Origin of the sequence: Flavihumibacter fluminis, from assembly GCF_021491375.1 — a bacterium.
Lineage (GTDB): Bacteria > Bacteroidota > Bacteroidia > Chitinophagales > Chitinophagaceae > Flavihumibacter > Flavihumibacter fluminis.
The window spans coordinates 239,525-265,385 of record NZ_JAKEVY010000001.1; the positions used below are offsets into that span (position 1 = coordinate 239,525).

18 protein-coding genes are annotated in these 25,861 nt (G+C 43.6%); 8 read left to right on the forward strand and 10 right to left on the reverse strand.

From position 1 onward, the window contains the following. The first annotated feature begins 6 nt into the window (after positions 1 to 6). Positions 7 to 1,494, forward strand: coding sequence for a polysaccharide biosynthesis C-terminal domain-containing protein (locus L0U88_RS01060; protein ID WP_234863678.1), 1,488 nt, complete (start codon positions 7 to 9; stop codon positions 1,492 to 1,494). A gap of 52 nt (positions 1,495 to 1,546) precedes the next feature. Here L0U88_RS01060 and L0U88_RS01065 read toward each other — a convergent pair whose 3' ends face one another. Both L0U88_RS01065 and L0U88_RS01070 read right to left on the reverse strand, forming a co-directional pair. Continuing rightward, positions 1,547 to 2,767, reverse strand: a complete 1,221-nt coding sequence (locus tag L0U88_RS01065; RefSeq protein WP_234863679.1) for a LamG domain-containing protein — start codon at positions 2,765 to 2,767, stop codon at positions 1,547 to 1,549. A gap of 36 nt (positions 2,768 to 2,803) precedes the next feature. Next, a complete protein-coding gene (locus tag L0U88_RS01070; RefSeq protein WP_234863680.1) occupies positions 2,804 to 3,553 on the reverse strand; it encodes a menaquinone biosynthetic enzyme MqnA/MqnD family protein in 750 nt (249 codons plus the stop codon). A 65-nt stretch (positions 3,554 to 3,618) separates the two neighbouring features. Between L0U88_RS01070 and purB the strand changes: the two genes are divergently transcribed. Continuing rightward, positions 3,619 to 4,962, forward strand: coding sequence for an adenylosuccinate lyase (gene purB, locus L0U88_RS01075; protein WP_234863683.1), 1,344 nt, complete (start codon positions 3,619 to 3,621; stop codon positions 4,960 to 4,962). Positions 4,963 to 4,979: 17 nt separating this feature from the next. Here the strand turns inward: purB and L0U88_RS01080 are convergent, their stop codons facing one another. After that, positions 4,980 to 6,572, reverse strand: a complete 1,593-nt coding sequence (locus L0U88_RS01080; RefSeq protein ID WP_234863685.1) for a peptide chain release factor 3 — start codon at positions 6,570 to 6,572, stop codon at positions 4,980 to 4,982. A gap of 71 nt (positions 6,573 to 6,643) precedes the next feature. Here L0U88_RS01080 and L0U88_RS01085 point away from each other — a divergent pair, with 71 nt between their 5' ends. The 3 genes from L0U88_RS01085 to ctlX all read left to right on the forward strand — a co-directional run bounded on the left by L0U88_RS01085 (position 6,644) and on the right by ctlX (position 9,994). Continuing rightward, complete coding sequence (locus tag L0U88_RS01085; RefSeq protein ID WP_234863688.1) at positions 6,644 to 7,465, forward strand: universal stress protein; 822 nt, start codon at positions 6,644 to 6,646, stop codon at positions 7,463 to 7,465. Between the two features lie 149 nt (positions 7,466 to 7,614). Next, positions 7,615 to 9,060, forward strand: a complete 1,446-nt coding sequence (locus L0U88_RS01090) for an arginine deiminase family protein (RefSeq protein WP_234863692.1) — start codon at positions 7,615 to 7,617, stop codon at positions 9,058 to 9,060. Between the two features lie 16 nt (positions 9,061 to 9,076). After that, positions 9,077 to 9,994 carry a citrulline utilization hydrolase CtlX gene (gene ctlX / locus L0U88_RS01095; protein WP_234863695.1) on the forward strand — a complete coding sequence of 306 codons (918 nt, stop codon included), beginning with the start codon at positions 9,077 to 9,079 and terminating at the stop codon, positions 9,992 to 9,994. Here ctlX and L0U88_RS01100 read toward each other — a convergent pair. Both L0U88_RS01100 and L0U88_RS01105 read right to left on the reverse strand, forming a co-directional pair. Beyond that, the gene (locus tag L0U88_RS01100) at positions 9,983 to 10,876 is read right to left on the reverse strand and encodes an SDR family oxidoreductase (RefSeq protein WP_234863698.1); all 894 of its coding nucleotides are present in this window, start codon (positions 10,874 to 10,876) and stop codon (positions 9,983 to 9,985) included. The two genes, ctlX and L0U88_RS01100, sit on opposite strands and share 12 nt — an antisense overlap. A gap of 1 nt (position 10,877) precedes the next feature. Further along, entirely contained in the window at positions 10,878 to 12,986 is a 2,109-nt protein-coding gene (locus L0U88_RS01105) for a prolyl oligopeptidase family serine peptidase (RefSeq protein WP_234863700.1), read from the reverse strand. 196 nt (positions 12,987 to 13,182) lie between these two features. Here L0U88_RS01105 and pfkA point away from each other — a divergent pair, with 196 nt between their 5' ends. Both pfkA and pyk read left to right on the forward strand, forming a co-directional pair. Continuing rightward, positions 13,183 to 14,169 (forward strand): 6-phosphofructokinase, encoded by a 987-nt coding sequence (pfkA, locus tag L0U88_RS01110; RefSeq protein ID WP_234863703.1) that lies wholly within the window; start codon positions 13,183 to 13,185, stop codon positions 14,167 to 14,169. Positions 14,170 to 14,204: 35 nt separating this feature from the next. Then, positions 14,205 to 15,695: a pyruvate kinase gene (gene pyk, locus L0U88_RS01115; protein WP_234863706.1), complete on the forward strand. Its 1,491-nt coding sequence runs from the start codon at positions 14,205 to 14,207 to the stop codon at positions 15,693 to 15,695. Between the two features lie 107 nt (positions 15,696 to 15,802). Here the strand turns inward: pyk and L0U88_RS01120 are convergent, their stop codons facing one another. Beyond that, positions 15,803 to 16,531 carry a copper homeostasis protein CutC gene (locus L0U88_RS01120; RefSeq protein WP_234863708.1) on the reverse strand — a complete coding sequence of 243 codons (729 nt, stop codon included), beginning with the start codon at positions 16,529 to 16,531 and terminating at the stop codon, positions 15,803 to 15,805. Beyond that, the gene (locus L0U88_RS01125; RefSeq protein ID WP_234863710.1) at positions 16,531 to 17,559 is read right to left on the reverse strand and encodes a glycosylasparaginase; all 1,029 of its coding nucleotides are present in this window, start codon (positions 17,557 to 17,559) and stop codon (positions 16,531 to 16,533) included. Before L0U88_RS01125 ends, L0U88_RS01120 begins: the two co-directional genes overlap by 1 nt. A 93-nt stretch (positions 17,560 to 17,652) precedes the next feature. Here L0U88_RS01125 and L0U88_RS01130 point away from each other — a divergent pair, with 93 nt between their 5' ends. Continuing rightward, entirely contained in the window at positions 17,653 to 19,524 is a 1,872-nt protein-coding gene (locus tag L0U88_RS01130) for a CocE/NonD family hydrolase (protein ID WP_234863712.1), read from the forward strand. Here the strand turns inward: L0U88_RS01130 and L0U88_RS01135 are convergent. From L0U88_RS01135 to L0U88_RS01145, 3 genes are all read right to left on the reverse strand, one after another. After that, a complete protein-coding gene (locus tag L0U88_RS01135; protein ID WP_234863714.1) occupies positions 19,489 to 20,817 on the reverse strand; it encodes a vanadium-dependent haloperoxidase in 1,329 nt (442 codons plus the stop codon). The genes L0U88_RS01130 and L0U88_RS01135 overlap by 36 nt on opposite strands. A 5-nt stretch (positions 20,818 to 20,822) precedes the next feature. Then, entirely contained in the window at positions 20,823 to 24,107 is a 3,285-nt protein-coding gene (locus tag L0U88_RS01140; RefSeq protein WP_234863716.1) for a VCBS repeat-containing protein, read from the reverse strand. A 132-nt stretch (positions 24,108 to 24,239) separates the two neighbouring features. After that, positions 24,240 to 25,859 (reverse strand): SusD/RagB family nutrient-binding outer membrane lipoprotein, encoded by a 1,620-nt coding sequence (locus tag L0U88_RS01145; RefSeq protein ID WP_234863718.1) that lies wholly within the window; start codon positions 25,857 to 25,859, stop codon positions 24,240 to 24,242. Between the last annotated feature and the right edge of the window lie 2 nt (positions 25,860 to 25,861).

Sequence of the window (25,861 nt, forward strand, 5' to 3'; positions counted from 1 at the left end):
CATTGAATGGGTTTAATCAAACAGCAAAGCATCCGGTCGTCTATCCTTATCTACATTGGATTTGCATTTGGTGCTGTAAACATGTTGATTTTAGGCCCAAAGATACTGGGACCGGAACTTTTAGGATTAACCAGGATCATTACCGATGCCGGTATTACACTTGCTACACTTTCAACTTTTGGCACTATTCCGGTTATTTATAAGTTTTTTCCGTTTTATAACGATTATCTCAGTTCCAAAAAAAGTGATTTACCAGCTATTACCGGATTCATCTGCCTGAGTGGCTTTATTTTGGTATGTATTATTGGATATTTTAGTCAGGATATCATTGTTAGGAAATACTCAGAAAAGTCTCCCTTATTTGTAGAATATAGTTATCTGGTTTACCCGTTCAGTTTTTTTATGTTAGCATTTATGTGGCTGGAAAGTTTTGGCTGGTCATTCAGGTTAAGTGTTCTTACGAATGGCTTAAGGGAGATCCTTCCAAGAATATTTTTTACCATTCTTACTCTACTGCTGTCCGTTTCCTTTTTGTCTGAGCAACAATACCTTCTCTTCTTTTCTTTTTCCTATTTGTTATCGGGTGTTTTATTGTATCGTTTTTTGAGGAAATCAGGCAAGTTTGCCTTTATTTTTAAATTAAGTAATGTAACAAGAAGGCTTAAATCCAGAATGGTAAATTTTGGCTTGTTTATTTTTGGCGCTCATTTTTTAAATCTGCTAGCAAGAACTATTGACACGTTTATTCTCGCTTCCGTAAGTAAAGGAGGCCTTGCAGATGCAGCCATTTTTACAATTGCAACCTATGTAGTTACTTTAATGGAAGTGCCTCAGCGAAGTCTGAATTCTGTTACCATTCCTATTTTGGCCGATGCCTGGAAGAACAGGGATTTGCCCAAAATTTCAAGTATTTACAATAAAAGTGTCAGTAATTTGTTGGTCATTGGATTGGCAATGCTGATTCTATTTGTATTGAATAGCGGTAATCTTGAACAATTCCTGGGAGATAAATTTTACGGTGTCAGTTTCGCAATTCTGATCATTGGAATTGGAAAATTGATTGATCTCGGAACCGGCGCTAATACGCAAATACTGGGAACTTCAAGTTACTGGAAAGTTGACTTCACAACTACAGCGATTTATACACTACTTGCACTGCCTTTGAACTACGTTTTAATAAGTAAATATGGTATTAAAGGAGCGGCTTACTCTTCCCTGATCTCAATTTGTTTTTATAACCTAATGAGATTCGGATTTTTATATTATAAATTTAAACTCCAGCCCTATACTTTAAAAAATTTATTGGTGGTTGTAATAGCTTTTGTTTGTGGGCTTTGCGCTTATTTGCTGCCATTTATGCTGAATATTTATATTGATTCCATTATCAGATCTGTTCTATTCATCCTTTTGTTCATTCCTGTCATTTATCGTTTTAACATCTCGGAAGAGATTAATACATCCATTACCTCGATGCTGAAGAGCGTAAAAAAATAAACTCCGGCAACTTCTGAGCTACCGGAGTTTTTGAAATTATATGAGTACCAGCTTAGTTTTTGGGTATCATCTCACCATATGTACCATATGGTATATCATAGAAAACGTATTGATCTTCAGTAAGCGTAATAATGGTCGATGCATGTACCTGACCATTTTCAACAGATCTCACTTTTGTTTCATTTTCTATAAAGCTCCAGGTACCTGTTTGTGTAATCCCATTCAAGTCAACTCTTGAGAATGTTCCATTACTTCTGAAATTTATGTAATCACCCGACAGGTTGAGGGCATTATTTGCCATACCTCTTTTATACAGTAGTCTTGCGAATTGGCTACCAACCTGATCATAGTATTCGTTGTAAATCCAGGTTTTTGATGTCAGAAGGTCGGTTTTGGTCTTCTCAACATAAGTTGGAGATTTATCACAACTACTCAGGTAATTCATTTCCTTAGCGCTAAGCACTCTTGAATAAATCCGAATATTATCCATTTTACCATTAAATGATTGCTTGTCACCATTCCACCAGGAGCCAAGTATAAACTCTCCATTATTGCAGAAATTAAGATTTTGAGCTGTATGTGTAATGGAATCTACCACAACACCATTTATATAAAGTTTCATCTTCTTATTTTCATGAGTAATTCCAATATGGTACCACTGATAATAATTCAGGACTCCATTCTGCTTGGCCTTAAAGCTTCCTGATGGCTCTGCATTACATATGTCTGCCTGATTCTGAGTAACTGAAAAGCGCATTTTATCACCGTCAATTACAGCATCATAACCTACATTGAAAGTTGCTCCATTAGCTGTGGCATAATCCTGTTTACCAAACATCAAACCTTTATAATCTTTGGTTAGAACATAAAAAGAAACAGAGAAATTCTGACTGTTGAACTGCTCTCCTTCAGGGATGGTTGCGTAACCATTAATTCCATCAAAATTAATTGCTCCTCCAGTTACGCCCCATCTATCATGCGACAAAGCAGCTCCATTCATCAGGTTTAGTTGTCTACCATTTCCGCTTGAATCAAATGTGGATCCATTGACTGGGAAGTATGCCCATAAGCCTTCATTAATCGTCCTCCTGATTTTTTCCAGTTCAGAAAGGATGGTATCTCTAACAATAACAGTATCTCTTAAAGTGTCCGTAACTGTTACGGTATCCCGTATTATTTCGGTTTCTTTTGAGCAGGATGTAGTTGTAACTTGATAACTAGTTAATACAAGGAATGTTAAGAAAGTGGATAAGGTTCCGAAAATTTTTTTCATTAAAAGAGAATTTCCGGACAAAATAGAAAAAAAAGATTACAATCCAAATTGCCGCAGGTATTTTAGATACAGTTCCAGTCCCTCCATCTTCTTTGAATCCAGTTTGTAGTCAATATTTTCTTTATAGTAAGTAAATAAGTCATATGTCTTATAAGGATATTTCTCTACCACTTCTTCCAATCTATCTAACCCATACCGGTTGGCTTCATTGAATCCCTTTATAAACTCAGGTGCTATTTTTTTATTTGCTATCCAGGCGGCAAATACAAAGGGTAAACCGGTCATTTCTTTCCAGGCCTGCCCAAGATCAAATACATAGGCAGAATCTTTTCTTTGCTCCAATGCCCTGTCTCCTATTACAATTCCGGCAGTGGTTCCTTTGATCTGCCCGCGAAAATCATCCCGGGTATCAATTATTTCAGGATCAATTTTCCAAAACTCTTTCATCAGTATACGCGCCAGTCTTACGGATGTCCTGCTTTGATAATCCAGTAACACAGTTGAGATTTCCTCCATAGGAACATCTGAAAACAAACCTACCGATGCCACTTCCCCATCACAGGCGATTCCGTAATCACATACGATATGGAATTCTTTCAATTTTGGAATGGTTGCAACAGGCACGAGTCCGATATCAACCTGATCTTCAATCAGCATTTTTGCAACATTGGCCGGATAATCCATTACCAGGTCCAGCTCCTCCTGCATCATTCCTTGCTGCAGGCCATAAATCAAGGGCTTTGTATTCAGGTATTGTACCGCTCCCACTCTGATTTTTCTGTCCACTCGCTTTGATTTAATTTCGCAAATGTACTGCTAATTCCAGTTTGGAATGGCCAAGATAAACAACCATGGAACTTCAATCACTCACTGCCATCTCCCCTATTGATGGTCGCTATCGCAATCAGTTACAGCAATTAGATGAATATTTTTCTGAATATGCCCTGATCAAATACAGGGTCTGGATTGAAATCGAATACTTTCTCTTCCTGGCAGATGCCCGCCTTTTCAAATTGCCTGCTAAAGCAAGAGCCGGTGTAAAAGCCATTGCTGAAAATTTCAGCCTGGAAGATGCTGCTACTATCAAGGAAACAGAAAAAATCACCAACCACGATGTAAAAGCGGTTGAATATTTCATCAAATCAAAATTGGAAACCCTGCAACTGCAGGACCTGAAAGAATGGGTTCACTTCGGACTCACTTCACAGGATATCAATAATACTTCTATTCCTCTCAGCTGGAAGCAGGCAATGGAATTTGAATACTTGCCTGCTCTGCTCAATCTGACCAATAACCTGCACTCCCTAGCAACCGAATGGAAAGACATTTCCCTGCTGGCGCGTACACACGGACAGCCTGCCAGTCCTACCAAATTAGGTAAGGAAATCATGGTTTTTGTAGAGCGACTCAAAAACCAGGTGGAACTGCTGGTGCAGGTTCCCTATTCTGCAAAATTTGGTGGAGCTACCGGAAACTTCAATGCTCACTACATCGCCTACCCGAAGAAAAACTGGCTGCAGCTGGGTAACCAGTTTGTGGAATCTTTGGGATTACAGCGTCAGCAATTCACCACCCAAATTGAGCATTATGACAACCTCGCAGCTCATTTTGATGCACTCAAACGCATCAATACCATTTTGATTGATCTTTGTCGCGATATCTGGACCTATATCTCCATGGATTATTTCAAACAGAAAACCAAAAAAGGAGAAATCGGTTCTTCCGCAATGCCACATAAAGTAAACCCAATCGACTTTGAAAATGCAGAAGGTAATCTGGGTATGGCTTCCGCAATATTGGAGCACTTAGCTGGCAAACTTCCTATAAGCCGCTTGCAGCGCGACCTGACCGATTCAACTGTTTTGAGAAATATCGGTGTTCCTTTTGCTCATATCATACTTGCTATCCGATCCATTGAAAAAGGATTGGGCAAACTGGTACTGAATGAAAAGAAAATACAGGACGATCTCGAAGCCAACTGGGCGGTAGTTGCTGAAGCTATTCAAACCATTCTGCGCAGGGAAAATTATCCCAACCCATACGAAGCATTGAAAGAGCTCACTAGAGGTAAGGCGGCTATTGACAAAAAAGCGATTCACAGTTTTATCAGAAGCCTGAAAATAAGCTCAGAACTGAAAAAGGAATTACTGGCGATTACGCCTTCCAACTATACAGGAAAAACGCCCGACTACTAAGTAGACGGGCGTTGCCTTTAATCTGTTTTATGGATTTCGGATGTGAAATGAAATTCGATATCCGGATTATTGGTTCGTTCTGTATTCAGGAACCATTCACTCTGCGCTAAATAAACCAAGTGTCCATCTTTATCCTCAGCTATATTGGCTGATTTAAAGCGCGTGAATTCTTTCAGTTTTTCCGGATTCTTACTGGTTATCCAGCAGGCTTTATAATAAGGCTGGGCGCGGAATTCAACCGATGCGCCATATTCCTGTAACAACCGGTATTGAATTACTTCAAACTGCAGTTCTCCCACACATCCAATGATCTTCTTATTGCCACCGAACTGGGTAAACAGTTGCGCCACCCCTTCATCCGTCAATTGCAGCAGCCCTTTCTCCAGCTGTTTGGTCTTCATCGGATCCTTATTGATTACTTCCTTGAAGATTTCAGGAGAAAAGGAGGGAATCCCGGTAAAATAAAATTCTTCTCCTTCGGTTAGGGTATCACCAATTTTAAAGTTGCCGGTATCAAATAAACCTACCACATCACCTGGATAGGCTTCTTCAATTACATCTTTGCTGCGCGCCAAAAAACTGTACGGGTTATTAAAGCGTACATCCTTATCCAGCCGAACGTGATGGAAATATTTATTGCGTTCAAACTTGCCGGAGCAAACTCTTAAAAAGGCGATCCGGTCGCGGTGCTTGGGGTCCAGGTTGGCATGAATCTTAAAAATAAACCCACTGAATTTATCCTCGTCAACAGCCACAGGCCGCTTGGTGGTTTCCCTGTCGCGCGGGATGGGCGCAATCCGGATAAACGTATCCAGCATTTCTTTCACCCCGAAATTATTTACAGCACTTCCGAAAAATACGGGAGCTACTTTCCCCTGCAGATAATCCTCCACTACCAGTTCTCCATGTACACCATCCACCAGTTCCACATCTTCCCGGAGGGTAGCAGCATCGCGTTCACCTAATTTTTCATCCAAGACCGGATCAGCAAGATCACTGATCTGTACAATATCACTCTCATCCGCCCTTGTATTGGCAGTGAATAAGCGAAGATTTTTTTCTGCCAGGTTGTATACTCCTTTGAAATCCTTCCCACTATTGATGGGCCAGGTCATGGGATGAAGATGAATGGATAATTCTTTTTCGATTTCTTCCAGCAGTTCAAACCGGTTTTTACCATCCCGGTCCATTTTATTGATGAACACAATAACAGGAGTATCCCGCATTCTGCAGACTTCCATCAGCCGGCGGGTCTGGTCTTCCACCCCATTCACGCTATCCACCACCAGGATAACACTGTCCACGGCTGTCAGCGTACGATAGGTATCTTCCGCGAAATCCTTGTGGCCGGGAGTATCCAGCAGGTTGATCAGGATGCCTTTGTATTCAAAGGTCATAACCGAAGTGGCCACCGAGATACCTCTCTGACGTTCGATTTCCATGAAGTCGGAGGTCGCATGTTTTTTGATCTTATTGCTCTTAACCGCTCCTGCAGTCTGGATTGCACCACCAAATAACAGCAGTTTCTCTGTCAGGGTAGTTTTACCGGCATCCGGGTGTGATATAATGGCGAAGGTTCTCCTTCTCTCAATCTCGGTCTGATATTTCATAACGGGCGCAAAGGTACAATTATGGGTGCTTTATGCTGACATTTTATATATATTTAGACAAACTATTACGCATGAAAACCTGGTTGTTACCCATCGATTTTTCCGAAACTTCCAAAAATGCAGCCCGTTATGCGGTTGCCCTTGCCAATGAAACCCCTGATGTGAAGCTGGTTCTTTACCATGTTTTCGGAAAAATTGCTGCCGGATCCGATGGCACCCCCCTGGACCTTTCCAATACCACCCGGAAAGACATAGCTGAGATCGCCATGAACAACCTGATCAGTGAACTCGCGCACAGTTCCCCTATTGAAGTAGTGGCAGAAGAAGGAGAATCCCTGACTGAGAACCTGGCGCGCTATGTTCGCCATAATGGTGCCGACCTGGTGGTAATGGGACTCACAGGCGCCTCCCGCATTGAACAACTCCTGATGGGTACCAACGCCCTGAACATGGCGCATGCTGCAGTTTGCCCTGTGCTGATTGTACCCCCGCAGGCAAGCTTTAATCCGGTCAAAAATATCCTGTTTGCCACGGATATGAAAAATGTAAAACAAACTACCCCCATTAAAGCACTCCGCTCAGTATTATCCATTTTCAATGCGAATCTGCATGTAGTGAATGTAGATGCAGATCATTATGTGGAACTGACCGAAGAATACAAAGCTGAACGTGCCAATATGGAGTCAATCCTGGATGGATTTAATCCCGATTATTATTTTGTCCGGATCAACGATTTCCTGGATGCCGTTCAAACTTTTGTGGAGGATAAAAAAATCGATGTCATCATTACGGTTCCCAGAAAGCACAGCTTCCTTTCCTCCTTATTCAAACCCAGTCATACCCGGAAACTACTCTACCATACCCATGTTCCGCTGATCGCTATCCATGAATAAGAATTAGTTTTAATTTCATTACTTTTGGCATTCATGTTTCGCAAAGCAGCCATACCATCCTTTGCCTCAATGGTATTACCGGTAAATTATTACATACCGGATTAGCGCCTCTTTTTGCTGTTTTGATTTCGTAATTAATTAAACTATTTATGCCTAAAGACATTGCATTTGCCAATGTAACCAGTGAAATTGGTACATTAAAACGTTTGTTGGTACACAGTCCGGATAGCGGCCTGGGAAAAGTGGTTCCCTCCAAAGCCCAGGACTGGCTTTTTGAAGACATTGTGCACCTGGAGACCATCCGCCGGGGCGAATATGATTATTATACCAAAATCCTGCTCTATTTCCTTGATCCTCAAAAGGTAAAAGGAAGAATTGCGGAGATTGATGATCCCCAAAATACCCGGAATTTTTATAAACCCGGTCATCCTGATTTCCATCGCTCCGACAAAGTGATTGAACTTCAGTGGTTACTGGAAGAAATCCTGTACGATCGCGATATCCGCCTCAAACTGGTTGCCTCTGTTTGTGCCATTGAGGGTTGCTCTCATGCCAAACAAATGGAACTGCAGGAATACAGTCCGACTGATCTTGCCAAAATCTTCATCAGTGGTACTGCCAACGATCAGACTATGCTCTTCCCTCCCATTCCCAACTTTATTTTTACGCGGGATATCGGGATCACTATTAACAATCACATCCTTTTGAATAAACCGGCCAAAAAAGCCCGTACCCGGGAAGCATTGCTGGTTCGGTATATCTTTTTCCATCATCCGTTGTTTGCTGACCTCCGGGATAACATCATTGAATTGCCGGATACGCATCAGCACTTCCTGCTTCCAAAAGAGGGGGATGATAAAAAGGTTACCCTTGAAGGTGGAGATGTTATGGTGGTGAGCAAAGACCATGTTCTGATTGGTGTTTCTGAAAGAACCAGTCTGGAAGCCGCTCACCAGGCTGTTCACGCCTTGTTTGAGAAAAACGTAGTGAAAAAAGTATCCATTGTAAAAATCCCTAAGAAACGGGACTATATGCATATTGATACAGTTTTCACCCAGGTGAAGCGTAATGTATGGGTGATGCTGGGCAGCTTCTCCAAAAAAGCTATTAAAAAAGAAGATGCTGATATTGTACAGCGGATTCTCGAAGGGAAAAAAACCGATAATAAAATCCAGGTGATTCAGTTCCGTAAAAAGGACCTGGACAACCCCGTTTATTTCGATAACCTGGAAGATCTCTTAACTGATATCAGCCGGAACGATCTGGACTGTGATGAAAAAGTTCGCTTTATCTATTCCGGTAACAATGAATTCCCTTTTGATGCCCGCGAACAATGGACAGACTCCTGTAACGTACTCGCACTGAAAGAAGGTGTTGTATTAGGGTATGACCGCAACGATAAAACTTCTATTGCCTTCCAGAAAGCCGGGTTCAGTGTATTGCATGTGAAGGAATTATTGGAAGATTTTGAAAATGGTACCAAATCCCCAGAATCACTGGAGAATTGCATTATCCTGATGCCCTCAGCAGAATTGTCGAGGGCAAGAGGCGGTTTCCATTGTATGAGTATGCCCTTGTTGCGGGAAGCGTATTAATTAAACCAATCATTCTATGCAGACTACCAATCATATCATGATGATACGGCCTGTCAATTTCAGCTTCAATGCTGAAACGGCGGTCAATAATGCCTTCCAGGTGGCTGGCGCGGCCGAGCAGGCACAGGAAAAAGCGCAACAGGAATTTGATCGTTTTGTGGGCTTGCTTCAGCAAAACGGAATTGATGTTACGGTGATTAATGATAGCCCGGAACCCTATACCCCTGATTCCATTTTCCCCAACAACTGGGTCAGTTTCCATGAAGATGGCCGGGTGGTTCTCTATCCCATGTTTGCCCCTAACAGACGTGCGGAAAGAAAACCGGGGGTACTAACGACGATCTTTAAGCGCTTCTCACATTCAACGATCATTGATTTAACGGAAGCGGAAAAAGAAAATCGTTTCCTTGAAGGCACTGGCAGTATGGTACTCGACAGGGAAAATAAAATTACCTACGCCTGTTTATCACCCCGTACAGAAAAAAAGCTGGTAGAAGACTTTGCTGAAAAACTGGGTTATACAGCGGTTTGTTTCAGGTCGGTTGACAAAAACGGCCAGGAAATTTATCATACCAATGTGATGATGTGCATTGCAGATCGTTATGCTGTTATTTGTATGGACTCGATTCCTGATGCAAATGAAAAACAACTGGTTGAAGATGCCATTCGGAATACGGGCAAACAGCTGATTAACATCACACTTGATCAGATGAATTCCTTTGCCGGGAATATGCTCCAGGTGCGCAATGCAGCTGGACAAACCTTCCTCGTGATGAGTTCGCAGGCATATCATTCGCTGACACCCGAACAGATCAGTCAACTGGAATCTTTCAATCCCATTCTGCACTCGGATTTACGCACCATCGAAACCAATGGTGGTGGCAGTGCCCGTTGTATGATGGCGGAAATATTTTTACCGGAATCAGCCAGCTAATAACTGAGCTGCTACCTGCGAAAAGGAACGGGGTTGATAACCCAGTTCCTTTTTTGCTTTTTGTATATCGAATCCGGTTTTAGCCGGACGTTTTCCTGGCTGTGTAAAACTCGCAGCGGTAACTCTTTCCATCAGTCCGGCATCCCAGCCTCCCATTTCTGCAATTGCCAGTCCCATTCGATACGGCGTGAATACTTCTTCACCGGAGATATGCCAGATGCCTGTTTTTCGTTGCTCCAATACCAATGCGATTCCTATTGCCAGGTCATTCACATAAGTGGGCGTACGAAACTGGTCGTCTACTACTTTGCAATGTCTACCGGCTTTCAGGTTATCCCGAAGCCAGCTGAAGATTGTCGAACGGCCATGACTATACGCATTTCCATACACCAGGCAGGTTCTGACAATCGCCCAGGGAACTTCTGCTGTTTGTACAATCGCCTCTGCTTCCAGCTTCGTTTGACCATACCAGCTGATCGGGTTCAAATCATCTTCTTCGGTATACATCCCTTTCTCTCCATCAAAAACGAAATCAGTTGATACAAACAGGAAAAAACAATTGTGTTCTTCTGCATCCAATACCAATCGGGCTGTAGCTTCCACATTGATATTGTGCGCTTCTTTTTGTTTCTGTTCACATTCATCCACCTGCGACATGGCAGCGCAATGAACAATAGCGGTCGGTTTTTCTGATTCAATGATGGCCTGTAATTCAAAAGGATGCGTGATATCAGCAGCAACATATCGTACTCCGTTTGTTTCTACTGCCAATCTAGTGGGGCCCTTGCCGGTAGCTATTACACTATGCCCCCTTTGCGTCAATACCTGCACTAATTCCTGTCCTACAAACCCATTGGCACCTGTTACCAGTATTTTTTCCATGCTATTTGCTGATTTGTTTGGGTCTTATTCCCATTTCATGGTAAATAAAAGAAAAAATATCGGCCGAGAGTTCAATGGATTTGGTAAGATTGCTTGCACCGTGACCAGATTTTGTGTCAATCCGGATGATTACAGGGTTTGTTCCTTTATAGGCCGACTGCAAGGCAGCAGCATATTTAAAGGAATGAGCCGGCACTACCCGATCGTCATGATCAGCAGTGGTAATCAGTGTGGATGGATACTTCAAATCCCTACTGATATTATGCAAAGGAGAATACTTGTATAAAAACCCAAACTGATCCGGTTTTTCACTGGAGCCATATTCCGCAATCCAGTTCCAGCCGATGGTGAATTTCTGATAGCGTAACATGTCCATCACACCTACCTGCGGGATAGCTACCTTGAATAGTTCAGGACGCTGATTTATTACTGCCCCTACCAGTAATCCGCCATTGGATCCACCCTGGATAGCCAGATAAGCAGGCGAGGTATATTTGTTTTTTATGAGGTGTTCTGCTGCCGCGATAAAATCATCAAAGACATGCTGTTTTTTATCCAGCATGCCATCCTTATGCCAGGTTTCACCGAACTCCGATCCTCCTCTCAAATTGGCTACTACATAAATGCCGCCCTGCTCGAGCCAGGTCAGATTCACAGCACTGAAGGAAGGAGTCAGACTGATATTAAATCCGCCATAACCATAGAGTATGGTTGGGTTATTTCCGTTAAGCGCCAATCCTTTCTTATGCGTGATGAACATCGGCACCTGGGTGCCATCTTTACTGGTATAAAAAACCTGTTTCGTTTCAAATAAATCAGCCTGGTAACCCGGAATTACTGGTGCCCGGAATACGGTGCTTTTTCCTGAAACAGGATCCAGTTGAAATATAGTAGGCGGATAGGTATAGGAACTAAACGTGTAGAAGATTTCATCACCCTTTTTTTCGGTACTGAAACCACTGGCATTGCCAATGCCCGGAAGCTTAATCTCGCGGATTCGTTTTCCGTTGAGATCGTACTGGTAAACATGGCTGCTAACATTTTCCAGGTAGTTTATAAAGATGGAACCACCTGCTGTTGAACTGCTTCTGATGGGAAACTTTGCTTCCGGAACCAGGGTCCGGGTACTGGAAACGGTCCCATTTTTTAGTAGCATTTCAATAATCCGGTAGTTGGGTGCCCCATCATCCGTAGAAACCAGGATCCGGTCGCCCACATTATCAATGAATTCATAATTGGTGTTACCTACTTCCTTAACCAGTGGAATCCAGGTTTTAGAACCGCTTTTTGTATCCCGGATCCATAGAGCATTGCCCATAAAGCCCTTGCCCCGGTCACTAATCGATAGAATGCTGAATCGTTCATCTTTACTGGTTCTAAGGGTGTGAAAACGCTGTGGATTGGCAGGATCCTCATAAATGAGTTCATCACTGGATTGCGGGGTGCCGATCCGATGATAAAAAACCTGGTGATTTTCATTTTTGGTAGACAATTCCTTCCCTTTTTCAGGTGCCGGATAGCGACTGTAATAAAACCCATCCCCCTGCCAGGCAATGCCGGATACTTTCACCCAGGAAATGGTATCCTTTAAAAACTGGTTGGTTTGCATATCCCGGACGAGGTAGGTCTGCCAGTCTGATCCCCCGAGGGAAAGTGCTACAACAGCATATTTTCCATCATTTGAAAGTGAAAAATTGGCCATTCGGGTAGTGCCGTCTGTAGAAAACCGGTTCGGATCCAATACCAGTTCCTCCTTTCCCTTGAGGCCCCTGGTACGATATAAAGCAGATTGATTTTGGAGTCCATCGTTTTTATAATAATAGTAGTACTCGCCTTTTTTACCCGGCGCAGAATATTTTGCATAATTACTCACTTCCAGCATCCGGTTTTTCCATTGTTCCCGGAAAGGAATCGTTGACAGGTAACCAAAACTGACTTTGTTTTGCGCCTCCACCCAGGCCTTGGTTTCGGCACTGTTATCATCTTCGAGCCAGCGATACGGATCCGCTACCTGGGTTCCATGGTAATTGTCTACGGTATCAACTTTTCGGGTAGTTGGATAGGATAATTGTGCAGTAGCTCCAATACTAACATTTGTAAGTATGACCAAACACAGATATTTATTCCACATATGTGAATTGTTTATTGATTTTCAATGTTAAGTGGTGGTTGTAAGGGTATGTAGTGACTACATAATCAAGGCAAATCCTTATTTTTGGCGCGCCTTATCAAACGACTGCCTAAAAATAGGAAAGCTTGTCATGTAATTTAGCATATGTAAAACCAAACTACCTTAATTTAATTCGATGAGTGACAGCAAGGTTAAAAAAATAGGAGTACTGACTTCCGGTGGCGATTCTCCCGGTATGAATGCCGCGGTAAGGGCAGTAGTCAGAACCGGACTTTATCATGGCTTGGAAATGTATGGAATTATCAGAGGATATGCAGGCATGGTAGACGATGATATTTTCAAGATGGAATCACGTTCGGTGGCCAATATCATTCAGCGGGGTGGCACCATTCTTAAAACAGCCCGTTGTAAAGAATTTTTTGAATACGAAGGCCGGAAGAAAGCTTATGAAAATCTGAAGAAAAGAAATATTGATGGCCTGGTGGTAATTGGGGGCGATGGCAGTTTCAATGGCGCACTGAAGTTCAGCCAGGAATTTGACATCCCCTGCATTGGTTTACCCGGCACCATTGATAAAGATATTGCAGGTACTGATTTTACGATCGGTTTTGATACTGCAGTAAATACAGCTGTAGAAGCAATTGACAAAATCCGTGATACGGCAGATGCGCATGACCGTCTCTTTATTATTGAGGTGATGGGGCGTGATGCCGGATATATCGCCCTTCACAGTGGCATTGCTACCGGAGCCGAACATATTCTGATCCCCGAAAAGAAAACCGATATCGACCAGGTGGTAAAGAGTCTGCAGGAAAAAGAAAAACGCAGAAAATTAGTAAACCTGATTGTGGTGGCAGAAGGAGATGAATTTGGGGGAGCGGAAGAAGTTGCCAAACACGTAAAAGCAAAATTACCTCATATTGATACCCGGGTTTGTATACTCGGACATATTCAGCGGGGCGGATCACCTACCTGCCTGGATCGACTCATTGCCAGTCGCATGGGATACCACGCGGTGGAAAGCCTGATGACCGGTCGCAATAATGTTATGGTGGGCATCCAGAATAATAAAATGCATTACACCCCACTTGAAAATGCAGTGAAGGCAAAACAAAAAATCAATGAGGAATGGATGAAGATCGTGAAGATCCTCGCCTCCTGATCCAATCAAAAAAGCAAGCAACGAAAATCTAACATATGTCAAAACACGCCTCTAAATACCTGCACCAGGAAATGGATAAAGAAGCAGGCAGGCAACATGCTTTTAAAAGGACCAAGATTGTAGCCACTGTAGGTCCGGCTTGTGATACTTACGATAAACTCCTTGCCCTGGTTCGTGCCGGTGTGAATGTTTTCCGACTGAATTTCTCTCACGGATCACATGAGGATAAAGCTAAGATCATTGAACATATCCGCCAGATCAATTCCACGGAACCCTATAATATTGCTATCCTGGGTGACCTGCAGGGTCCTAAATTACGGGTGGGTGAAATTGAAAACAATGGCATCCAGGTAAATGAAGGAGATATCCTGACTTTCACCAATACCAAATGTGTCGGCACCCTGGAAAAGATCTACGTTAGTTATCCTAACCTGCATGCCGATGTAGTGGTAGGAAACAGGATCTTTATTGATGATGGTAAAATTGAGGTTGAGGTTACTGAAATCACCGATGACAATGATGTAAAGGTGAGAGTAACAGTTGGCGGGAAATTATCTTCCAAGAAAGGAATCAACCTTCCGGATACCAAGATCTCACTGCCAGCCTTAACCGAAAAAGACCTGCTTGATCTTGATTTTATAATTGAACAAAAACTTGACTGGGTAGCACTTTCATTTGTAAAGAGAGTAGAAGACCTGATCCAGTTAAGAACCATACTGAATCGTCACCAGAGCAAGACCAAGGTGATTTCAAAAATTGAAATGCCGGAAGCCATCACTAATCTGCGGGATCTGATCCTCGAGAGTGATGGTGTTATGATTGCCCGTGGCGACCTGGGTATTGAAATCCCCATGGAGCAGGTTCCGCTGATTCAGAAAGATATCATCCGCAAATGTATGCACCGTGCGAAGCCGGTAATTGTTGCGACCCAGATGATGGAAAGCATGATCGATCGCGTGAAGCCCAATCGTTCTGAAGTAACCGATGTGGCCAATGCAGTAATGGAAGGTGCAGATGCAGTAATGTTAAGTGGTGAAACAGCAACCGGTCAGTATCCGGTATTGGTTATTGAAACCATGAGTAAGATCATTCGCGAAATAGAAACCAAAGCCTATTATTACAACCGCGAAGAAGACCTGACTCCACAGCCCCACTCTCCTTCTTTCCTGAGTGATGCGATCTGTTACAATGCCTGTAAAATCGCCAAAGATGTAAATGCACATGCACTGATCGGCATGACTCAGAGTGGTTATACCGGTTTTATGTTGTCCAGCTATCGTCCAAAATCTCCCCTTTATATTTTCACGAAAGAGCGTTCCCTCGTGAATCAGTTGAGTTTAAGCTGGGGCGTTCGTGCATTCTTCTATGAAGAAGAGGAAAGCCTGGATGATATCCACTCAGATCAGCATGAAATCCTGAAAGAGCGTGGCTTTGTCCAGGTTGGAGATGTAGTGGTTAATACGGGAAGTACGCCGGTGAAAGAACACCTGCCAACGAATATTCTGAAGATATCGGTGGTGAAATAGTGAGATGTCAGACGTCAGACGTGAGAAGAAGAAAGGAGAAGGGAGAAGGGAAACTGGAGACAGGTTTTCTTCTCCCTTTTCACATCTCACTTCTGACGTCTGACGTTTCACGTCTCACTTCTCACATTGCGCAGCAACTCCCTGATCTCGTCCGGATCTACTGTCCAGGTTTGAGCACCTTCGCTTAAGGATGGATTTTTATACTCCATGTTGCCGGTTGTTATTTTGCGGGCAGAACTATGGAATTCACTAAGTCCGGTTAATTGCTGCAATTGCGCAATATTGCCCGACCGGATGCCAGCGCCAGGTAATATAATAATCCTTTCTTTCGCTTCCTTGATACAGGCCAGTAAGGAGCTCAATCCCTCCATTACGGTATTGGCCCCTCCGGAAGTCAGTATGCGCTGGCAACCTGCGGCTATGACTACCTCCAATGCTTCCAGCTGATTGGGCACCTGGTCAAATGCCCGGTGAAAAGTAACATCCATCGGATAGGCCAGTTCTACCAGTTTGGCCGTAGTTTCATAATCTACCCGGCCATCGGACTTCAAACACCCAAAAACCACTCCATCCATGCCCAGTTCTTTTGCCAGCTGGATGTCTTTTTTCATTACATCAATTTCCTCTGGTGTATATAAAAAATCTCCACCCCTGGGACGAATAATAGGAAATACCGGGATCTGAACTGCTTCCCTTGCCGCACGCATCATGCCATAGGATACGGTTGTTCCTCCTTCAGGTGGATTGGCACATAATTCAATCCGGCCACCACCATTGGCTTCAATCAGTTTACAACTGTTGATGTCAAATGCTATGACTTCCAGTAAAATTGACATCAGATCAGATATTTAGCATCTTTCGTATAGGCACCCTCGTTAGTCTGCACCGCGTAGTTAAACCCTTTGATTACGGAATAGGCTCCCACTTCTCCTTGTTTATTAACTGCAATAAACCCGGCCTGAAGGTTTTTGGCTTTTTCAATCCCGTTTCTTTTTACAATCCGCTCTACTGCTTTTTTACAGGCTTCTTCCGGCGACAAACCATTGCGCATCATTTCCACAATGGTATGCGTACCACATATGCGCACAATCTCTTCTCCCACACCGGTTGCGGTGGCTGCTCCCACTTCATTGTCTACAAACAAACCGGCTCCAATAATAGGTGAATCTCCTACCCTGCCTGCCATTTTGTAAGCCATACCACTGGTGGAACAGGCGCCACTCAAATTGCCCTTCATATCCAATGCAAGCATACCGATGGTATCATGATTATCCTGCTGACCAGGCACCTGCTTTTTTTGTTTACGGTTTCTTTCTTCCAAATGCTCCACTGTAATCATGGGATCGTATTTGGATGTTTTCAACCAGTTCTTCCAGGCTTTTTCTGCTTCCGGAGTTAGCAGGTTCACTTTCTCAAATCCTTCTGATAAAGCGAATTTCAGAGCTCCTTCTCCAACCAACTGAACATGGGGTGTTTTTTCCATTACCAGTCGGGCTACAGACACGGGGTGTAAAATATGCTCCAGGCACATCACGGCTCCACAATTACCAAATTCATCCATCACGCAACTGTCAACGGTAACGCGACCATCACGGTCTGGCAAACCACCATAACCTACACTTTGGTCGGTTGGATCGGCTTCTGTTACATGAATTCCTTTCTCCAGCGCATCCAATGCTCTTCCATTAGCAGCGAGTATCTTCCAGGCTGCAGCATTGGCTTTTTGATTGGGCGCCCAGGTTGATATCACAACCGGCTTGCTTACTTTATTGGTTCCTGAAATACCCGAAAAACCTTGTTTCCCTACCAAAATTCCGAGTGATCCCAGAATGGAATGCTGTAAAAAACGTCTCCTTTCAAGCATATTCGATTCAGATTAGAAATCAAAGTAAAACATTTAACCTGTTAAATGCTTATCCAATTCTGTACATTTATTCTTTAATTATCACGCTCTGATATGAAGCAGCTGTATTCTGTCCTGATATTGATTTTTGTTTCTATATCTTCTTTCGCACAAACTCCTTTCAGTCAGGACTCCTCCTGGATCCGGGACCATTATAATAAAATAGAAAATTATATCCCCATGCGGGATGGCGTGCGCCTGTTTACGTCCATTTACATGCCTACCGACAGCACTGAAAAACATCCCATCCTGCTCACCCGAACGCCGTATTCCTGTGCCCCATACGGAACAGAAAACTGGCGCGCCTTCTGGGAAACACATATTAAATATTACATGCGCGAAGGTTATATCATCGTGTTTCAGGATGTGCGTGGCCGTTGGATGAGTGAAGGAAATTTTGAAGATGTGCGTCCCTTCAAAAAGAACAAATCCGCCACCGGTGAAACGGATGAAGCCAGCGATGCCTATGATGCAATTGACTGGCTGGTAAAAAATCTGCCTAATAACAATGGCCGTGTTGGCGTGATGGGAATCTCCTATCCCGGATTCTATACCACCATGGCGGCAGCCAGTGGTCACCCTGCACTCAAGGCAGTGAGTCCACAGGCGCCTGTTACCGACTGGTTCATGGGAGATGATTTCCATCACAATGGTGCACTCGCCCTGATGGATGGCTTTCTTTTTTATTCAGGAGGATTCGGTTACCCCAGGCCGTTACCTACGCAAACTCCGCCCGTTAACAAACTCAATATCCCTCGCACGGATAATTATTCCACCTTTCTTTCCATAGGACCGCTATCCAATTTTTTAAAACTTACCGGTGATTCAATCAAATTCTGGAAGGACCTGTTTGCGCACCCCGATTATGACAACTTCTGGAAAGAGCGGGATGCCAGAACAGCCATGTTTAACATCCAGCCTGCGGTATTAACAGTTGGCGGTTTGTACGATGCAGAAGATTGTTACGGCGCCTGGAACCTGTATAAAGCCATCGAGAAGCAAAACCCGGGTATCAATAATAAGATTGTTATGGGCCCCTGGTATCACGGCCAGTGGGCCAGGGGTGATGGCAGTTCACTGGGAGCCATCCACTTTGCCAGCAAAACCTCTGAATGGTACCAGAACCATATAGAACTTCCCTTTTTTCAATACCACCTCAAAGGCAAAGGAAGCCTGGACAACCTGGCTGAAGCTACCATCTTCTTCTCCGGTGAAAACAACTGGAAAAAACTGGAACAATGGCCTCCCCGGCAAATGAACCCCACACCCCTTTATTTACAACCCAACGGAGGGCTCGATTGGATGCCGGTATTTGGGAAAAAAGCGCCTACAGAATACATCAGCGATCCCAATAAACCGGTTCCCTATGCGGATGGTGTTCATTTCAACAGAACAAGAGAATATATGATCGACGACCAGCGTTTTGCCGATCGCAGACCTGATGTGGTAAGCTTTGGAACACCTGAACTGGATAGCAACCTGACACTGGCAGGACCCGTAATTGCCGATCTCCTGGTTTCCATCAGCAGTACAGATGCAGACTTTGTTGTGAAACTTATTGATGTATTTCCGGATGATACCATTGCCGCATTAAGTGGCTTTCAACAATTGGTAAGAGGTGAAATCATGCGGGGTAAATACCGTAAAAGTTTTGAAGTACCCATTCCTTTTAAACCAAATAAACCAGAGCGGGTAAAATTCGAGTTACCAGATGTGGCGCATACATTTAAAAAAGGACATAAACTAATGATCCAGATCCAAAGCAGCTGGTTTCCTTTGATGGATCGCAATCCGCAGCAGTTTATGAATATTTATGAAGCGAAACCGAATGACTTTATTAAAGCTACCATCCGGATCCACCATGATGGAGAGCAAGCTTCCAATATCCTTTTACCTGTTGTTCACGGGTCCCCTGGCAACAACTGAGCCTTTTAATTTTGATACGATGATGGCACCTATTTCTTTTCCCTGAGTTACACCATTTTCAATCGCATCCCGGAAATGAATTCCTCCATACAGGCGGGAAATCGCAGCCTCCTGTGCCGCCTGCCGGAAGGAGCTAAAGGTACGGGCCGGCAATTCAAACATGATTTCGGTGTCATCCGTGTACGCAAAATTATCACCCAGTAAATGCGTCAGCACTTCTGCTGCTGCTGCGGATATCACACTATGACCACTGGTATATTCAGGAAAGGGAGGAGTTTGCAACAAGGGCATCCATTTGGAATCAATCTGCCGGTTAATAAATGTCTCAGGCCGGATTCGGTTACTCCGGTACTTCTCATCCCAGCAACTGATGAAACCATCCATTAAAGTGGCAGCTGTAATTGCCTGCACATAAATGGATTTATCAAGTGGCAGTCGGGCTTTGGTACTGGCAATGGAGGCAATATTCATCCAGTGGCCACCGGGACTAATTTTCTTAAATCCAACCATCATATGACCTGAACTGGAAATAGCAAAGGGATTGCAATCCCAGAATGCTGCTATTTCCTTTTGCTCCTGGCTGGCTGCATTGGCAACCTCGTATACTTCCATTGCCAGTTGATGAAAGGCACTTGTTTTTTCCTGGCTGAATGCTACCGGTGGCAATGGTTTGCATTGTTCTCCTGAATCCAGTAGCATGGGGCGAATGGTTCTCCAGTTCGGTTCTACTGCCTCAATATAACCCGGAGGGGTGGGATACCAGCTACCAGGTTGTTTGGAGGGCGTATACCGGATGCGCGCACTGAGCTTGTTGTAATTATCGGTTTTACTAAAGGCCAGTACATGCGCTACATATTTTCTTGCAATCTCTTTGGAATACTCCAGTTTTGCCGCTGTTATTCCTTTTTTACGGTATTTTTCCTCGAAAGCTGCCTGTTGTTTTTCCAGCATAAATCCGGATGGCAACAATTCTATTCCGGCTTCGTAGATGGAATAAATGGCTGTGAATCCAACATCCAGCTTTTTCACATCCGGATTGATCTCCAATTCACGGTAATGCCTGAATAAAGTAGACGGATGTGGAAGTTCCTTGTTTAACATCGCCATGAAATCATAAGCACCCAATGTTGAATAGGTATAATAGCGCGCAGCAGCCGGCGGATTTACTACGTCGTGCATCATCACCATGGTCAGAGAAAAAACAGCCGGTTGCAATTCCTGCTCAAAACCCTTTACCTGCGATTTCGATTCTATGGCAGTAAAGAGAAAAATACAAATGATTATCCAGCGCATACGGATCAATACTTTAATACTTGTATGGGCATTCCTGTTAATCCAATCAGCAGATAAGAACTTCCCTCCTTTTGAAAGGTCAGTGCAGATTTACAGTCGCCTTTTATTTTCAATCCAGTTTCAGGTTGGGCAATATACCTGAATCCCCCTTTCCCATCACCAGCTAACAAACACCCATAGTTCGCTTCTATACTTCCAATCTTCAACCGGTTGTCTGATTTATTTCCCAGCAATAACAAATCAGGAAGCCCATCTTTGTTAAAATCTTCTGTCAGAATTTCAGTTATAATAGAAAACTGAGCCTGCGCAGGTAAGTACTGCTTTTCAAAGCGACCTTTTTTGTTTAAGAGTACCAATGTCTTGCTTTCTGTTGCGTTTTTTTTACCTGCTTTTGCCAACTCATCCGGATTTATAATATCCTCCATGGTTGCAGTTGAATAATCTTTGTAGGATGAAAACTTTCTGCGCATGCTATACATCTGATCGTTCAGTTCATCTCTGCTAACAAAGGGATAAGAAACCCCCTGTATATAAAAATTCAGGAAAGGATCAATGGAACCATTCTGATCAAAATCGGCATAGTAGAGTTCCATTGGCTGAGCTTGATCAAATTTCAATTGGGTATTAGTACCAATATTACCTGCAATGATATCCTCATATCCATCCTTATCCACATCACTGATGGCCAGTGAAAACCAGAGTCCGTTTAAGCCGGAAGGAAACAGCTTACCCGTTTTATCAATCCAGTTGCCATTTTCATTTTCAAATGCGTGGATGCCCATAAACTCTCCTACCAATACCAGTTCCTTGCGACCATTTTTGTCCAGGTCTGCCCAGGCAGCGTCGGTTACCATGCCGATTTCAGCAAATGGAATACTGGCTTTTGAAAACTGTCCTTTGCCATCGTTGATTAAGAGATACGATTCAGGGTTCACCGGATAGGCTCCCGGTACAATCCGACCTCCTACAAAAAAATCCAGATCTCCATCTGCATCAACATCCTGCGCTTTTACAACTGATTTTGCAGAACGATTGGTAGCAGGCAATGCCGTTGCAGCCAGGTTGAAATTTCCTTTTCCATCATTGATATAAAGCAAATCCTGCAAACTGGAATCACCGGGTTCCTGGTAGGCATAGCCTCCCATGGCGAGATACATATCCGCATGACCGTCGCCGTTAACATCTGCGAATTCCATATCGCTGATGAATCGGTTGAAATCAGAAGCGGGAAGTGATACCTGTCTTTTTTCAAATTGACCATTCGCCTGCTGCAGATAGATATCCGGACCCACATTCGGATTTCCGGCAAGTATCAGGTCCATTCGATTGTCCTTGTTCAGATCCGCCTGTTTGATAACCGGCCCTGTTTGCGAATACATGAACGTCATCAGCAGTTGTCTTTTGAAATCATTGATTTCAACGGGCTGATGCTGATAGGCAATCCAGGATTTAGAAACCGTACTAAAGAGGGGTTGAAAAGTTGGAGCAGGTGAATTCGGAATTGTATTGGCTCCATAAGAAATGGTATGATAACCAGCTTTTACACCAGTTAATGCCTGTCGCTTTTGATCCGGCCAAATCAGGATAACAGAATCCGCCTGTGAAGCTGTACCTAAACCGATATGCTGATTAGCAGGCAGACTTGACAGATACCCACGGGCAGGATTCACTTCAAAATACTGTTTGGAATTTTTAGCATACACCAGAATTTTAGTTCCTATTCCAAATAGATTTTTGTCTTTATACTGAACCTGGATGTTGAGGTAATTTACAGGTCCTTTTTTATCGGATGTATTTTCATATACCAGGGCATCCTGGTTGATACGGTTCACTACCAGGTCGAGGTCGCCATCCAAGTCCAGATCCGCATAAACTGCCGAGCTGGATATCCCCGAACTGGTGATGCCCCAGGCTTCTTTCTGATTGGTGAAGCTGAGGTTCCCGGTATTCCGAAACATGTAATTATACAGGTTGGTAGAAGGCATTGCCTGCACCAGGTCCATGAGTTTTGCTGGCTCACGGTCAATGGCTTTTCTAACTTTATAATCACCCCAGTACCGAAGAAAATCTTTGTTGGTGTAATCACGCAGATATCCATTGGTTATAAAAAGATCTTTGTATCCATCATTATCAAAGTCGGCAAAGAGCGGGCACCAGCTCCAGTCGGTATTGGATACTCCTGCGAATTGAGCAATTTCACTAAAAGTTCCATCTCCATTATTCAATTGCAGCATGTTGCGCATGTATTGCTTGTGCAATTGCTGACTTGTCATAAGTTCAAAGGATTCATAATTCTCCTGGAGTTGTAATAATTTCTGCCGCTTATTGTCTTCCGGCAACATATCCAGGTTGATCAGGTCGGGCAGGCCATCATTATTGAAGTCAGCTATATCAGCGCCCATGGAGAATTGCGCAAGGTGACGAAAGCAGTCTCCCGCTACATCCTTAAACGTACCATCTTTATTATTGAGATAACAATAATCCGGTTCATTGTAGTCGTTGGTAACATATACATCCTGCCAGCCATCCTGGTTGATATCCGCCACCACAATACCTAATCCATAAGTAAGCGGATTCTGTCTTATACCGGAGGAGGCAGATACATTGGTGAATTTATTATTGTCGTTGCGATAGAGTTTACTACCGGCCAGTTCATCCACATCTTTACGATACCTGGCCAGCTCCATATTATCAATCTTCTTGTTGCTGTGATTCAGCAGAAACATATCGAGGTCACCATCGTTGTCAAAATCAAAAAATGCAGCTTGTGTACTCAGACTTTTATCATCCAGTCCGTATGCGGAAGCGGACTCAGTAAAAGTGGAATTCTTATTATTAATGAACAACTGATTGCGGCGCATATCATCCTCGCCTTTGCCGGAATAACAGACATAAATATCCAGCCAGCCATCTCCATTAACATCGGCCATGGTAACACCGGTTTTCCATCCACCCTGCCTTCCTTTTAACTGGGGTGAAGCCTGTTGGGTGATGTCTTTAAATTTCCGGTTGCCCAGGTTCAGAAAGAGTTTATTATCACCCATATTGGCGGTAAAAAAAAGATCTGGCAATCCATCGTTGTTGATGTCGCCTACTGCAGTACCTCCTCCATTAAAAAAGTATTCATAAGAGAGTACATTGAGCGCTTCCGTTTCCACGATGGTATTGCTGAACTTCAATCCGGTTTGTTCAGCGGGAAGCACTTTGAAACGGGTATCCTGGGCATTCGCGGCAAGCGTGAAAACCAGCAGCAGGGTAAATGAAAGCAGTCGGTTCAAAATGGTTTTCATGATACATTCAATTTAAGAAACTAATTGCAATCAGGTTCTTAAAAAAAAGAACAGGACTGTCACATGGACGGCCCTGTCTTACGCTACATACTAAGAGAACTGCATCTTTCTGCTTAGCGAACCAGCAATATATTAGTTGGCAGCATCCCACCAAACTCTACCAGTCCAGTTGTCACCACCCTGAATATCGCCGATACCAGCCTGGTAACTCGGACCATTCAGAACAGCTTCATTCAACGGAATAATCTGGCGACGGGGAATCTGACCGCTGGAGAATCCACCAGGGAAGGAAACCGGAGTCAGGTTGGGGAATCCGGATCTTCTCCAGTTGTTCCAGGCTTCAACAAAGCTGAAGTAAGAACCTGTAGTTGCCCAGTATTGTTCGTTGATCATCTTCAGAGAAGCGTTCAGGCTTGAAACATCCAGCGGATTGGCTGCTGCAAAAGCATCTGCAGTTGCTGCAGAAATCGCCGCAGAGGGATCCATTGTACCCAATGTTTGAAGCGCAGCAGAAAGACCGTTGCGATAATGCTGAGCCGCTGAACCGGTGATAGTCCATCCTCTGGCAGCTGCTTCAGCCAGCAGGAAAGAAGTTTCAGCAAAAGTCATAGCAATAATGGGTGCATTCAGGTTGGTGGTCAGAGCGGAACGGGGACGACTATATTTACCTATAGGAGATAAATCGCCACCAGTACCAGTACCGCCAGGATAACCAGGTGCATTGGTAATGTCTTTGTCGCCTTCGTTCATATCATATCCATTTGGCAATCCCAACTGAATACCAGCTGTATTGTCACCAGCAATAGCAACATTGGAAGCTGCTGCAATACCTGCAGGTGGAATTTCAGCCACAGCAGTCAAACGCGGATCATTGGTTGCTTTCAGGAAATCAATGAAGTTTTTGCTCCAGCGAACCTGGTAGAAATCATCCGATACGCGAATAGCGGAGGAATTCGGATTACCATAACCGTTGGCAAAATCACAACGAATTACGTAATTGTCTTCTACACTTGACATCGGACCACCAGCGGCTGCTTTTTCAGCCCACTGTCTGGCGGCAGCAGCATCCACTTTGGTCATACGCATAGCCATTCGAAGCATCAGGCTATAGCCCATTTTCTTCCACTTATCGATATTGCCTGCATAAGTAGAAATATCATTGGTAAATCCTGGCTGAGAGGTTGAAAACCCGTTGATAGCTGTTTCCAGTTCTGCCAATAACCCAAGGTAAACGTCTCTTTGATTATCATACTTTGGCGAATTCAATCCTTCATCCCCTTTCAACGCTTCACTGTATGGAATGGGACCATATAAATCAGTAAGAAAAGCCAGGTGCATCACCTGTACAATTTTAGCTGCACTTATCACATTCACTTTTGTTGGGTCTTCACTCAACAGTTTAATCAACTGCTGTGCTTGTGTAGCACCACTAAAACTAGTGTTCCAACTATTTGCTGTGTAAGAGTTGATATTACTCGAAGGAACGTATTTATCCATATTGGAATAATAGGTAGCACCTCCTGTAGAAGTGGAAGCGAGTAATTGCACCCATCCTGCCTGGAACAACAGGTTTCCACTATAACCCGACATTGTACCTAAATAACTGCGCTGGGCTGCCGGCAAAAGATAGGCACCATCAAAATTGGCAGGTGAAATCCGAAGTGGATCGGTATTTAATTCTTCAAATCCCTTCGTACAGCCAACCTGCAAGCTAGCCAGCAGAATTCCAGAATATATGAGTAGTTTTTTCATGT

Coding starts and splice junctions, on each gene's coding strand:
- L0U88_RS01060 (WP_234863678.1), top strand. CDS start 7: ATGGGTTTAATCAAACAGCAAAGCATCCGGTCGTCTATCCTTATCTAC.
- L0U88_RS01065 (WP_234863679.1), bottom strand. CDS start 2,767: ATGAAAAAAATTTTCGGAACCTTATCCACTTTCTTAACATTCCTTGTA.
- purB (WP_234863683.1), top strand. CDS start 3,619: ATGGAACTTCAATCACTCACTGCCATCTCCCCTATTGATGGTCGCTAT.
- L0U88_RS01080 (WP_234863685.1), bottom strand. CDS start 6,572: ATGAAATATCAGACCGAGATTGAGAGAAGGAGAACCTTCGCCATTATA.
- L0U88_RS01085 (WP_234863688.1), top strand. CDS start 6,644: ATGAAAACCTGGTTGTTACCCATCGATTTTTCCGAAACTTCCAAAAAT.
- L0U88_RS01090 (WP_234863692.1), top strand. CDS start 7,615: ATGCCTAAAGACATTGCATTTGCCAATGTAACCAGTGAAATTGGTACA.
- ctlX (WP_234863695.1), top strand. CDS start 9,077: ATGCAGACTACCAATCATATCATGATGATACGGCCTGTCAATTTCAGC.
- L0U88_RS01100 (WP_234863698.1), bottom strand. CDS start 10,876: ATGGAAAAAATACTGGTAACAGGTGCCAATGGGTTTGTAGGACAGGAA.
- pfkA (WP_234863703.1), top strand. CDS start 13,183: ATGAGTGACAGCAAGGTTAAAAAAATAGGAGTACTGACTTCCGGTGGC.
- pyk (WP_234863706.1), top strand. CDS start 14,205: ATGTCAAAACACGCCTCTAAATACCTGCACCAGGAAATGGATAAAGAA.
- L0U88_RS01120 (WP_234863708.1), bottom strand. CDS start 16,531: ATGTCAATTTTACTGGAAGTCATAGCATTTGACATCAACAGTTGTAAA.
- L0U88_RS01125 (WP_234863710.1), bottom strand. CDS start 17,559: ATGCTTGAAAGGAGACGTTTTTTACAGCATTCCATTCTGGGATCACTC.
- L0U88_RS01130 (WP_234863712.1), top strand. CDS start 17,653: ATGAAGCAGCTGTATTCTGTCCTGATATTGATTTTTGTTTCTATATCT.
- L0U88_RS01135 (WP_234863714.1), bottom strand. CDS start 20,817: ATGCGCTGGATAATCATTTGTATTTTTCTCTTTACTGCCATAGAATCG.
- L0U88_RS01140 (WP_234863716.1), bottom strand. CDS start 24,107: ATGAAAACCATTTTGAACCGACTGCTTTCATTTACCCTGCTGCTGGTT.
- L0U88_RS01145 (WP_234863718.1), bottom strand. CDS start 25,859: ATGAAAAAACTACTCATATATTCTGGAATTCTGCTGGCTAGCTTGCAG.